This is a genomic window from Pseudomonas segetis, assembly GCF_900188155.1.
GTDB lineage: Bacteria > Pseudomonadota > Gammaproteobacteria > Pseudomonadales > Pseudomonadaceae > Aquipseudomonas > Aquipseudomonas segetis.
Genome location: NZ_FZOG01000001.1, coordinates 1,219,822 through 1,233,906, shown reverse-complemented (window position 1 = coordinate 1,233,906; position 14,085 = coordinate 1,219,822). Strand labels below are relative to the sequence as shown.

Here is a 14,085-nt window from a genome sequence, read left to right as displayed (position 1 = left end):
GCTGATCCGTTTCAAAGGCTAGGAAAACTTAGTGAGTTCGGTTCAAGACCCGCGACAGCCAGGCAGTGGCATCGCGGGTGCTCGTCACTCGCTAGCTTTGGGAATTCTCTTTGGGCTTGAGTTTGCTCAACAGTTTGTCCAGGGACTTCTGATTCAACGCCTTGGCCAAAGGGAAGTCGGCTGGCATCAGCGCTCCCGCCTGTGGGTCGAGGCAATGCTCGACCAGTGCCTGCAAGTGCTGCAGCAAGCGCGCTGGCAAGTGGCTGTCGGTAGTTGGGCTCACGCTGTGCCATTGCAGATGCAGTGCACCATCCTCCAACCACGCCACCACTTCTCGACCATGGGTCACCCGGTTGGTAAGCGCTACTTCAGGCGGTGGAGTCAGGCTACTGGCGCGCAACCATCCCTCAGGCGCTTGTTCATGCCCCAGATAGTTGAACAGCACATCACCATGGCCAACCGGCAACTCACCGCGTTGGCGCAGGAGTCCGTAACCCAGTCCCATTCCCGGAACGGCGCGCAAGGCTTGCTTGGCATTGCGCACCCAATCAGCGTGCGCACCGCTGGAATTTACCCGCAGCGGATACAGGGTGGTGAACCAGCCGACGGTACGGCTGACATCCAGCCCGTCGAATGATGCATCACGACCATGACGCTCCAGATCGACCACTATGTCAGCGCGGTTTTCAGCTTCTGCCAGAGTGGCGGCGAGGGCGGCGATCAGCAGCTCTTCCGGTTGGGTGCGATAGGCTGCGTGCGACTCTGTCAGCCACTGGTGAGTGCGGGTTGCATCCCAGCGGGCGGATAGAGTCTGACGCTCGGCGACTGTGGCCAGCGGCGCAGGGGAAGCCGCTGATTGATCAGCCCAGTACTGTTGTTCAGCCCTGACCTTGTCGGCATGGGCTTGCATATGTTCGGCCCACTGACGGTAAGAGGTTGTCTTCGCTGGCAGGCTCGGGTTCTCACCACGCTCCAGGCCTTGATAAAGCTGCTGGAAATCTTCCAGCAACGGCGTCCATGACACCGCATCGATCACCAGATGATGAGCAACCAGATACAGGCTTTGCGGTTGACCCTCCAGCAGAGCGGCTGCAAACAGCGGGCCTTGCTGCAGATCCAGGCTTTGGGCGACATCCAGCAGTTGCTCCGGTCGCTCGCAACAGGTCAATTGTGCTGGCGACACTTGCGCGATGTGCGCTTGCCATTGGCCATCGACCTCAGAAAAACGCAGGCGCAAGGCGTCGTGATGAGCGATCAACCGATCCAGCGTGGCCTGCACCAAGTCCGGTTGTAGCAGACGATCACTGTCAGCCAGTACCGACTGATTCCAGTGCGCGGCCTGCGGTAGTTGTTGGTCGAAGAACCACTGATGCAAGGGCATCAGCGGCATCGAACCACTGACTTCACCTTGTTCAGCCTGACACAGCAACGGAGTGACCAACTGCGCGAGCGCCGCCGGAGTCGGCGAACGGAACAGGTCTCTTGGGGTAAGCGAATAACCTTGTTCGCGCAGGCGGGAGATCAGCTTCAGGCCAAGAATTGAATCGCCGCCCAAGGCAAAGAAACTGTCCGATGTACCGACCTTGCGGCCACCGGTCAGGGTTTCGCCAAGTAGCTCGCCAAACAACTGGCAAAGCAGGCTTTCCAGAGCATTGCGCGGTGCGGTGTAGTCACTTTGGGTTTGCGGCAATGGCAGCTTGGCCAAGGCTTTGCGGTCGATCTTGCCATTGCTGGTCAGTGGCATAGCCGGTACTTCGACCCACACCGCTGGCACCATGTACGCAGGCAACTGGGCAGCAAGCAATGCGGTAAGCTCAGGCTGCTTTGTATTGCTGCTGTAGAACGCCACCAACCGGTTATCCAACACCAGTGTGCAGGCGCCGGTTATTGCCGGTAAGTCGAGCAGCGCCGCATCTATTTCCCCAAGCTCGATGCGTTGGCCACGCAGCTTGACCTGATGATCAAGACGTCCCAGGTATTCGACATTGCCATCGGCCAGGAAGCGGCAGCGGTCGCCGGTGCGATACAGGCGATCACCCTCGACAAAGGGGCTGGCAAGGAAACGTTCCTGAGTCAGATCCGGGCGTTTCAGGTAACCACGGGCCACACCGACACCGCCGATATAGAGTTCACCGATACTGCCGATTGGCAGCGGCTGCATGCTGTCATCGAGGATATACAGGCGCAGGTTGGCGATTGGCTTGCCAATCGGCACTATCAAATCGTCCTTCGAGCAGCGCCATACCGAGACGTCGATGGCCGCTTCGGTCGGACCGTAAAGGTTGACCAGCACCGCCGGGTGCTTGCCCATGAAGCGACGCACCAGATCAACCGGCAGTGCTTCGCCGCTGGCAAACACCTGACGCAGGCTTTTGCAATCAGCCATGCTCGGCTCCTCGACAAAAGCGCGCAGCATCGAGGGCACGAAGTGCAGGGTGGTAACTTGTTCCTGCTGGATCAACCGGCTCAGATAAGCCGGGTCGCGATGGCCATCGGGGCGTGCCACCACCAGCGTTGCGCCCGTGATCAGCGGCCAGAAGAATTCCCACACCGACACGTCGAAGCTGTACGGCGTTTTCTGCAACACCCGGTCATTCGGGCCAATGGGGAAGGCGTCCTGCATCCAGTGCAGGCGATTCATCAAGGCGCCGTGCTCGTTCATCACCCCTTTAGGCTGGCCGGTCGAGCCTGAGGTATAGAGCACATAAGCCAGATCATTGGCGTTGACGCTGATTGGTTCACCTGTTTGAGCTTCTGGTAAGGCATCCAGCGTCCAGACGGTGTGACCGGCTGGCAATTTTGACAACCACTGCGCTTGGCTCAGGCTGACTTGCGCATCGGCGTCTTCGATCAGGAAGGCCAGCCGCGCGGCAGGCAATTCAGGGTCTAGCGGCAACCAGGCAGCACCTGCATGGACGATGCCGAGCAGGGCGACGACCATTTCAACCGAGCGCTCCATGCACAGTGGCACAATCGACTCGCGACCGATACCGGCACCGCGCAAGGCACGGGCCACATGCTGGGCACGCTGATCCAGCTCGGCGTAACTCAGGCGCTGGCCTTCAAATACAAGCGCCGTGGCGTCTGGGCTCAAGGCTGCTTGCTGGCTCAGGGCGATGTGAAGATTGCTCGGGCCAGGGTATGGACGTTCGGTGGCGTTCCAGCGCGCCAGTTGCTGCTGATCCTGTTGTTGCGGGAACAGCTCGACCAGTTTGCGCTGCGGTGCAGCCACCAATGCATCCAGCAAGGCGCACCATTGACTGCTCCAGCGCTGCATCGTGAGCGGCTCGTACAAAGCCGATTGGTATTCCAGACTCAGCGTCATGTCGTTGCCATCGTCCTGGACTTCCCAGCTTTGCTCGAACTTGGCGTCGATCACCGGCAGCATCTGCTCTTCGATATTCAGCCCAGGCCACTGGCTGCTTTGCATCCGGCCATAGTTGAGAGAGAACAGCACCTGGAATAGCGGTGTACGGTTGAGGTCGCGTTGCTGGGCGACAGCGCCGACTAATGTGGCGAACGGCAGATCGGCATGGGCTTGGGCTGCGCGCAGATCGGCTTCAAGGCTGGTGAGTAGCTGCTCTGCTGGCGCCTGCTGATCGACGTCACTGCGAATCACCAGGGTATTGACCAAACAGGCCAGCAGCGTCTGGGATTGCACTTGGTCACGTTGGTCCGCCGGGGTGCCAAAGCGAATCTCGCGCTGACCGCTGTATCGGGCCAACAGCGCGCTAAGGGCCGTGGCCAGCACCACATAGGCGGTGGTGCCGCGCTGGCGAGCGAACCGGCGGATATTTTCAGCACGCTGGCTGCCGAGATGCAGGGTCAATTGCCCAGCACTGCGATCAGCTTCGGCGCCGCGAGGATGGTCGAGGGGCAGGTCGAGTTGGTAATTGTCCTGGCCCAGATGGTTTTTCCAGTAATCCAGGCTGTGGTCACATCGCGCCTGGGTGTCCGGCTGTTGTTGCCACAGGGCGAAATCAACATAATCGATTTGCAGCGGCGTCCATCCAGGCGCCTGCCCGCGTACACCTGCGGCGTAGGCCTGGGTCAGTTCGTCAATAAGCAACTGCATGGCCCAACCGTCAGTGGCGCTGTGATGCAGACAGACCAGCAACAGATTTTCATCGCTGCCCTGGCGTTGCAGCAAGTGCGCACGCCAGGGCGCAGCAGCGGCCAGATCGAACGGTGCCATCAAGTTGTTGCGGGTTTCGGCACAAGTCGACGTCCAGTCTTGCGTTGCCACTAAACTGAGCGTCAGTTCAGGTCCATGGTCATCGATCAACAGTTGCGGCTCACCCTCGGTTTCGATAATACGGCTGCGCAGCACCAGGTGACGCTGGCTGAGCTGTGCGAAGGCTTCACGCAAGACCTCAACCTGCAACTCACCGCGCAAGACCAGGGCGAACGGCATGTGGTACTCACGGGATTCTGGCACCAAACGGCTAAGCATCCAGAACCGGCGCTGAGCCAGCCCCAGTGGCAATTGCGCCGGACGCGGTTGTGGGCTGATCGACTCACCCGGTGTGACCGCTTGCAGATGACCGGCCAGCGCCTTCACCGTTGGTTGGGCGAAGACCAGTGACAACGGCAGGGTTGCACCGAGACACTCGCGTACCCGTGCCACCAGTCGAGTGGCCAGCAAGGAGTGACCGCCAAGTTGGAAGAAGTGATCTTCGATACCCACGGATGAGCATTCAAGCAGTTCGCTGAACAACTGGCAGAGCACTGTTTCCGTGGCATTTCGTGGCGCGATCTGGCTCTGCTTGCCTTGGGCTTCTGGCAACGGAGTGGCGGCCAGTGCCTTGTGGTCGAGCTTGCCGTTATTGTTGAGCGGCAGACTGTCGAGCGCCACCAAGAGGCTGGGCTGCATATGGGCAGGCAGGCTGTCGTTCAGGGCTGCGCGAATGAAATCCTCATCGGCCTCACCGCACCAGAAACTGACCAAGCGCTGTTCAAGCAGCAAGGTAGCAGCCTCGCGTACGCCAGCCTGTGCCAGTAGCGCCGCATCGATCTCCCCAAGTTCAATCCGCTGGCCACGCAGCTTGACCTGATGATCGAGACGCCCCAAATATTCGATATTGCCGTCAGCCATGAAGCGGCAACGGTCGCCCGTGCGATACAGGCGATCACCTTCAACAAATGGGCTTGCAAGGAAACGTTCCTGGGTCAGATCCGGGCGTTTCAGGTAGCCGCGGGCCACGCCGACACCGCCGATATACAGCTCGCCGATGCTGCCGATTGGCAGCGGCTGCATGCTCTCATCAAGGATGTACAGGCGCAGGTTGGCGATTGGTTTGCCGATTGGCACTATCAAATCGTCCTTCGAGCAGCGCCATACCGAGACGTCGATGGCTGCTTCAGTCGGGCCGTAAAGGTTGATCAGCGCCGCTGGGTGCTGGCCCATAAAACGGCGCACCAGATCAACCGGCAACGCTTCGCCGCTGGCAAATACCTGACGCAGGCTTTGGCAATCGGTCAGGCTCGGTTCTTCGACAAAGGCGCGCAGCATCGAAGGCACAAAGTGCAGGGTGGTGATCTGTTCCTGCTGGATCAACTGGCTCAGGTAAGCCGGGTCGCGATGGCCATCGGGGCGCGCCACCACCAAAGTTGCACCGGTGATCAGCGGCCAGAAGAATTCCCACACCGAGACGTCGAAACTGTACGGTGTTTTCTGCAACACCCGGTCGTTCGGGCCAATGGGGAAGGCGTCCTGCATCCAGTGCAGGCGGTTCATCAAGGCGCCGTGCTCGTTCATAACGCCTTTGGGTTGGCCGGTGGAACCAGATGTGTAGAGCACATAAGCCAGATCATCAGATTTAACGCTGATGGGTTCACCCACTTCAGCATCCGGCAAGGCATTCAGCGTCCAGACGTTATGCCCGGCTGGCAATTTTGACAGCCACTGCGCTTGAGTCAGGCTGACTTGCGCATCGGCGTCTTCGATCAGGAAGGCCAGACGCGCGGCAGGCAACTCAGGGTCCAGCGGCAACCAGGCAGCACCGGCATGGACGATGCCGAGCAGGGCGACGACCATTTCAACCGAGCGCTCCATGCACAGCGGCACAATCGACTCACGACCGACACCGGCACCGCGCAAGGCACGGGCAAGCTGTTGCGCACGCTGATCCAGCTCGGCATAACTCAGACGCTGGTCTTCAAATACCAGCGCCAGTGCGTCTGGACTCAAGACGGCTTGCTGGCTCAAGGCCGTATGCAGATTGGTCGGGCAGGAGTACTGGCGTTCGGTGGCGTTCCAGTCAACCAGCTGCTGATTGCGCTGTGCCACAAGCAAGGGTGTCCAATCGCCGAGGCGGGTCTGGGGCGCGTCGAGCATGGTTTCGAGCAGTTGCTGCCATTGCTGCAACCAGCGCCGGGCCGTGGTTTCGCTGAACAGCGCGGCGCGGTATTCCAGCAACACCGACAGCACCTCTCCGTCGTGTACTTCCCAGTTCAGGTCGTATTTGGTGGATTGGGCGGTCACGGCCCGCTCGCTAACCTGCAATTGCGGCCAATGCTGGCTCGACGAATCGGCGTTCTGCATGGCGAACAAGACCTGGAACAACGGCGTCTGGCCGAGGCTGCGTGATGGCTTGAGGTGTTCCACGACCTGATCGAAAGGCACGTCCTGATGCTGCTGGGCATCCAGCACACGATTGCGCACCTGGCTCAGCAAGCCCTCGAAATCAAGGGCCGGATCAAGATCGGTGCGCATGACCAGTGTGTTGACGAAGCAGCCAATCAGCGGTTGCAGCTCAGCGAATGGACGCTGGGCCACCGGACTGCCAAGCCGCACGTCACGCTGGTTGGCGTAGCGTCCCAAAAGCAGTTGCGCCGCAGCCAGCATCAGCATGTACAGGGTGGCGCCGCGTTGCTGGGCGAACTGGCGCAGGCGCTCAACCAAGGCGCTCGGCAGTTGCAGTTGTACCGCGCCAGCAGTTGGATCGAGCTGGTTCGGACGCGCCTGATCGGTCGGCAGATCGAGTAAGTAATCGCCGTCTTCCAGTTGTTTGCGCCAGTATTCAAGCTGGCTGCTGAACGCTGCCTGTTGCTTGGGTTCGTGCTGCCAAAGGGCGTAATCAGGATATTGCAGGGCCAGCGCAGGCAGGGTCGCCGTGGAACCTTGGCACTCGGCGGTATAGAGCTGGCGCAGCTCATCCAGCAGGTTCTGGCTGGATGCATCGTCGGTGGCGCAGTGATGCAGGTTGAGCAGCAGCAGCGACTGAGCACAGTCGCTGCGTTGTATCAGCGCGGCCCGAATGGGTAGCTGGCTGGCGAGATCGAAACGGCGTCCGGTTTCCGCGTGGATCGCCTTGTCGGTCAGTTGCAGCCAGTGTTCGTCGCTGGTCGCCTGCAATACAGTCACTGGCAGCTCGATATCGACCTGAGGTTCGATGAGTTGCATCAGCTCGCCGTCGGCATCGCGCAAGATTCGGCTGCGCAGGACTTCGTGGCGTTGAACCAGACTGTTGAGAGCAGTTTTCAGGGCTTGGCTGTTGAGTTCACCTTCCAGTTGCACGGCGCTGACGACGTTGTATTCGCCACCTCCGGCACTCAGTTGTTCCAGAAACCACAGGCGTTGCTGTTCAAACGAAAGCGGCAGCCGCGCCGGGCGAGCTGCCGGGACAAATGCCGCCGCAGGTGCCTGCAGCGGATTGCCCAGCGTTGCGGCCAGTGCTTCAAGTGTCGGCTGTTCAAACACCGCGCGCAGCGCTGGCACTGTGGTGAATTGTTGGCGCAGTCGGGCAAACAACACCGCCGCCAGCAGCGAGTGTCCGCCGAGGTAGAAGAAGTGGCTGTCGCGACCGATCTGAGCAAGCGGTACTTTCAGCAGTTCGGACCAAAGTGCGGCGAGCTGCTGTTCGGCGACTGTGCGCGGCGGATTCTGGGCGTCAGGTGCGGCTTGAATCTCTGGTGCGGGCAAGGTCTTGCGATTAAGTTTGCCGTTATCGGTCAGCGGCAGCTCATCGAGCAATACGAACGCTGAAGGCACCATGTAGTCGGGCAGGGCAGCACCAATAGCCTTGCGCCAGGCATCGATGTCGGCTTGGGCATCGCAGGTGACGTAAGCCACCAAGCGCTTGTCCCCGGGATCGTCTTCACGGGCCAGCACCACGGCCTGGCGTACGTCGGGCTGGGCGCCGATCAGCGCTTCGATCTCGCCCAACTCGACCCGGAAACCGCGGATTTTAACCTGGTGGTCCATGCGTCCGAGGTATTCCAGCTGGCCGTCAGGCAACCAGCGCACCAGATCGCCGGATTTATACATCCGTGCGCCTGGCAGCGGCGAGAACGGATCGTTGATGAACACCTTTGCGGTCTGCTCAGCACGGTTGAGATAACCCAGGGTCACGCCAGCGCCGCTGATGTGCAGTTCCCCCGGTACGCCAACCGGCAACGGGTTGAGGAAAGGATCAAGAACATAAGTACGCACGTTAGCGATGGGGCGACCGATGATTGGCCGATCCGGGAAGTCGTCTACCGCGCAACCTGTGGCATCGACCGTGCATTCGGTCGGCCCGTAAGTGTTGAAGAAGCGGCTGCCAGCAATCGATGGCAGGCGTTGCCAGAGTTGCGCATCCACCGTATCGCCACCGAACAGGACAAAGCGCGGCAGATAGGTTTCGCCACGGCGTACGCCGTCGCTTTCGAGCAGGACCTTGAGCTGCGCCGGGGTGCATTCGAACGCATCCAGGCGGGTGTCGCGGAAGAACTGGGCCAATGCTTCGGGGTCGTAACGCACCGCTTCTGGTGTCAGGTACAGGCTGTGGCCGTCGAGCAGCAGGATGAGTTCCGCCACCGAGCTGTCAAAGGCGAATGAGTAGTTGAAACTGGCGCGCATTGGCTGGTCGGTATAGCGGCGGTACAGGCCATGAATGCGCGCCCAGGCCAGGTTGACCACCGATCCGTTGGTGACCAAAGTGCCCTTGGGCTTACCTGTGGAACCTGAGGTGTACATGATGTAGGCCAGATCATCCGGCCCGGCCAGTGGTGCTGGGTTGTTCTCTGGTTGATCGGCGAACAACGCGGCATCGCTGTCCAAGCGCAGACGCGGCAAATGGATGCCGAGTTCCTCCAACAAGCCATGCTGGCCAATGAGCAATGCTGGTTGTGCGTCTTCGAGCATGTACGCCAGACGATCCAGCGGATAAGTCGGGTCCAGCGGCACATAGGCGCCGCCAGACTTGAGAATGCCCAGCAACCCCACCAGCAGTTCCAGCGAACGCTCGACACAGAGCGCAACCGAACTATTGGCCACCACCCCACGACCTCGCAAGTAATGCGCAACCTGGTTGGCTCGGCGGTTGAGTTCACCGTAGCTCAGGCTCTGTCCTTCGAAGCACAGGGCATCACGGTTCGGAGTACGCTCGGCTTGCTGTTCAAACAGCTGGGCGAAGCACAGATGTTGCGGCACCGCCATTTCGGTACGGTTCCACTCGACAACGGTGCGTTGCCATTCCGCCTCCATCAGCAACGGCAAGGCTGCTACCGGACGCTGCGGCTCGGCGAGCATGTAGTCCAGCAAGTGCTCAAGGCGGGCCAGGGTTTGCCGCGCGCTGTCGGCAACAAACAGGTCGAGGGCGTACATCAACTCCAGTTGGATCGGTGCATTGGCTGGACAGAGCACATGCAGATCAAGGTCGCATTCGGATTGCTTGAGCGGCGTGTCAAGCGCTTCAAACTCAAGATCGGAGAAGCGCAGGCGCGACTCCATGGCTAGCTGTTGGGCGACCATCACCTGATACAGCGGTGCATGGCTCAGGCTGCGCGGCAGTTGCAGGCTGTCGACCAATTGCTCGAAGGGCAGATCCTGATGTTGCAGGCCTTCACGCAGACGCTTGGCCACCTGACTCACCAGCGCGGTGAAATCGGCGTGGGGTTCGAAGTCGGTGCGGATCGCCAGATTGTTGAGCAAAATGCCGAGCAAGCCTTCGGTACCCGGTTGTTCGCGATGAGTGACCGGTGTGCCGATCAAAACAGTGGCATCGCCGCTCAAGCGATGCATCAGCACGGCGAAACCAGCAAAGATCACCGTAAAGGGCGTGGTGCCCAGGCGACTGGCAAAGGCCTGCACCCGGCTGCTGAGTTCGGTGCTCAGTTCACGCTGTACGATGCCGGCGCGATAGCTTTGCACCGAAGGCCGCGCAAGGTCGGTGGGCAGCGCGAGCAAGGGGCTGCTGTCACTGTTGCTGCGATCCAGCGTTTGGCTCCAGTAATCGAGTTGGCGCTTGAGTTCATCACCTTGCAAATGCTCGCGCTGCCAAAGGGCGAAGTCGGCGTACTGCACCGGCAAATCCGGCAGTTTGGCCGCTGCACCATTGCAGCGGGCGTCATAACCCTGGGCCAGCTCACGCAGGGCGATGGTCGCCGACCAGGCGTCCGAAACCAGGTGATGCAGGGCAATCGCCAGCACATGCTCGCCCGGCGCCAGGCGCAACAAATGCGCGCGCAACAAAGGTGGGGTGCTGAGATCGAAGGGTTGGCTGAAGGCGTCTTGCAAGGCACTGAACTGCGCGCCTTCGCGGGCGGTGGTTGGCAAGCCGGACAAATCATCGAACGGCAAGGCAATGCTCAATGATTCGCTGATGTGCTGGCACGGTACGCCATCAATGTCTCGAATGCCGGTGCGGAGGATTTCGTGGCGGGCCAGCAGGTCATTAAGGCTGGCGTGCAGTGCCTGGATATTGAGATCGCCTTTCAAGCGCAGGGCGAAGGGAATATTGAACAGCGTGGTTCCGGGTGTCAGTTGCTCGATAAACCATAAGCGCTGTTGCGAGAACGACAGCGGCAACTGTGCTGGGCGCGGCAGGGTTTTCAATGCCGGGGCCACAGCGGATTGCGGCGTGGCGGCTTCTGCCTGGCGCTTGGCAATCGCCAGAGCAAGCAGCGCCACAGTGGGCTGCTCGAACAACAGTCGCAGCGGCAGGTCGAGTTTGAAATGGGCTCGCAGTCGCGCCACGATTTGTGTGGCCAGCAGCGAATGACCGCCGAGAGTAAAGAAGTTGTCTTCCACGCCAATGCTGTCGCGGCCCAGCACTTCGGCCCAGATCGCGGCTACAGCCGCTTCCTGTTCGTTGCGCGGGGCGACGCTTTGCTGGGTGTCGGCTTGCCAGTTCAGCTCCTGAGCAGCCAGAGCCTTGCGGTCGACCTTGCCGTTGGCGTTCAGGGGCAGACGGTCAAGGCAAATAAAGGCCGCTGGCACCATGTACGGCGGTAATTGCCCGCGCAGGTGCTCGCGCAGTTGGCTGCTCAGTTCGTCGTGGCCCAGACGCTCGTCGTGAGCCGAATAGTAAGCCACCAACCAGGCTTCGCCGACATGATTTTCCCGCAGCAGCACCGCTGCCTCACGCACGCTTGGATGTTGAGCCAGACGGTGTTCGATCTCCGTGAGCTCAATACGATGGCCGCGCAGCTTGACCTGTTGGTCGCGGCGGCCCAGGTATTCGATCAAACCATCGGCGCGCCAGCGTCCCAGGTCGCCAGTGCGATAGATCCGACCCTCGAGTTGCGGATGATCAATAAAGGCGTCGGCTGTGCGCTGTGGATCATGCAGATAGCCACGACCGACACCGACTCCCCCGACACAGATTTCCCCGGCTACACCAACTGGCAGCGGGCGCAGGGCTTCGTCCAGCACATAGAGGCGATTATTGGCTGTCGGCTGGCCAATGGGCATGTGGCTGACGTTGGCATCCGGTGCGGAAAAGATCGGTTGGAACGCCACATCATCGGCACATTCGGCGGGGCCGTAGGCGTTCATCAGCGGGATGTCCGGGAAGCGCGCGAACCAGTCACGAGCCACGGTCGGCGGCAGGGCCTCACCGGTAGGCATCACCCAACGCAGGTCAGGCAATTGCAAGTCGCAAGGGCATAGTGCGAGTAGCGTGCGCATCAAGCTCGGAACAGTTTCCAGCACACTCAGGCGCTCGCTGACCACTACCCGCAACAGGCGTTGCGGATCATGGGCCACCTCATCCGGCAGGATATGCACGGTAGCCCCCAGGACAGGCGCGGCAAGGAACTGCCAGACTGAAATATCGAAGGCCACCGATGCGGTTTGTGCAATCCGGTCTTCGGCATTCAGGCCCAGCCCAGGCACCTTGCCGAAGATATTATTGAGCATGCCGCGTTGTTCGATCATCACCCCTTTGGGCGTACCGGTCGAACCCGAGGTGAACAGCACATAGGCCAAACTTTCCGGACCACCGAGCCAGGGCAAGAGTGCATCATTGTTGGCTTGCCAACAGGCTTCGGCGAACAGGGCGTCAGGTGCCTGCTCTAGACCACTCAGCAACTGATCAAGCAAATTGCTGCACTCTTCAGTGGCCACTAGCAACGGTGCACGGGACAGCGTGAGGATTTCTCGCAGTCGCTCTGGCGGATGGTTGACCTCCAGCGGCAACATGGCGGCACCCGTCTTGAACACGGCGATCATCATGGTCAACAGCGCAAGGCCCCGAGGGGCGGCTAGCGCGACCAATTGATCTGCACCGGCGCCCGCTTCACGCAGGGCATGGGCCAAACATGTGGCGCGGCGATCCAGTTCGGCGTAGGTCAGCGACTCGGTATCGCAGACCGCGACCACCTGATCACCCCGTTGAGCCACTTGTGCGGCAAACAATTGAGCGTAGCTCTGCTCCAGCGGAAATGCCTGTGGGTTGTGTGCCCATTCGCCCAGCAGTTGTTGGCGTTCTTCACCGCTCAGCAGTTCGAAGCTGCCCAGCGCGGCGTCCGGTGCCGCGAGCATGCCGCGTACCAGACTGGCCAGGTGACCAAGCAGGCGCTGCACGGTTGCAGCATCGAAGCGGTCGCGGTCGTAGGACAGTCGAATACCCAGTTGTTCACCGGGCAGAATTACCAGGGTCAGGCCGTAATGGGTGTGAACGCTATGATCCATGCCATCAAGGCTGAACTGGAAACCGCCCTCGAGAATCTGTTCGTCGATAGGCGCGTTTTCAAATACCAGGATGCTGTCGAACAGGGTTTCACCGCGAGGAAAGTCGCTCCAGCCCTGAATATCGGTCAGCGGCGTGTGTTCGTAGTCGCGCATATCCAGGTTCAGCCCTTGCAGGGCGCCGAGCCACTGGCCAAGCGATGCCTCGGGGTCTACCGATACTCGCAACGGCAGGGTGTTGATAAACAGGCCGATCATCTCCGCCACACCGGTCAGTTCCGCCGGGCGCCCAGCCACGGTAACGCCGAACATCACGTCCCGTTGGCCGCTGTAACGCGACAGCAGCAGTGACCAGGCGCCCTGGAAGAAGGTATTGGGCGTGATTCGCTGGCTTCGGCAGAACGCGGCCAGCGCCTGGGTTTCCTGGGCGCTCAAGTGAATCAGCCGGTCGTCCACCAGCACTGCGTCGGTGTAGCGGTCGCGACTGACGCCGTTGTCCACCGTCAATGGCGTAGGTGCATTGAGCCCTTGCAATTGGCCGCGCCAGAACTGTTCTGCCTTGTTTGCATCCTGATGTTGCAACCACTGGATGTAATCACGAAACGGGCGTGGGCGCTTGAATTGCGGGATACGGTCGTTGCACAGCGCTTCATAGGCTTTGAGGAAGTCCACGGTCACCAGTGAAATGCACCAGGCGTCCATCAGAATGTGGTGGAAGCTGCGGATGAACTCGTAAGACTCATCGGCCAGCCGCACCAGGCGAAAACGGATTAGCGGTGGCTTCGACAGGTTGAAGCCGATTTTCTGCTCATCGGCCAGCAAGCTGCGAATCCGCGCGTCCTGTTGGTCTGGAGCCAGCCCACGCAGATCGATTGTGTCCAGCGGAACCTTGACCTCACGGTGGATCACTTGCACTGGCTGCTTCTGGGCTTTCCACTGAAAACTGGCGCGCAGGGAAGGGTGCAACGCCACCACTTGGCGCCAAGACTCAAGGAACGCCACTTCGTCGATGGCACCGCCGATGCGGTAACGGTCCTGCATCAGGTAGACGCCTGAGTCTTCATGCAACAGGGAGTGGAACAGCATCCCTTGCTGCAACGGCGATAGCGGGTAAACGTCTTCGATCGGGTTGCTGCTGGTTTTATCGTGAGTCATTTAAAGCGTCCTGCAAAAAGAGGGGCGACAGCGTG

General features: G+C 60.4%; 1 protein-coding gene. It reads right to left on the bottom strand.

Going from position 1 to position 14,085, the window contains the following annotated elements:
- Nucleotides 1–91: 91 nt before the first annotated feature.
- The gene (locus CHB79_RS05575) at nt 92–14,050 is read right to left on the bottom strand and encodes a non-ribosomal peptide synthetase (protein WP_089359137.1); all 13,959 of its coding nucleotides are present in this window, start codon (nt 14,048–14,050) and stop codon (nt 92–94) included.
- Nucleotides 14,051–14,085 lie beyond the last annotated feature (35 nt).

Excerpts from the sequence above, each read along its gene's own strand:
- CHB79_RS05575 (WP_089359137.1), bottom strand. The coding sequence starts at position 14,050 with ATGACTCACGATAAAACCAGCAGCAACCCGATCGAAGACGTTTACCCG.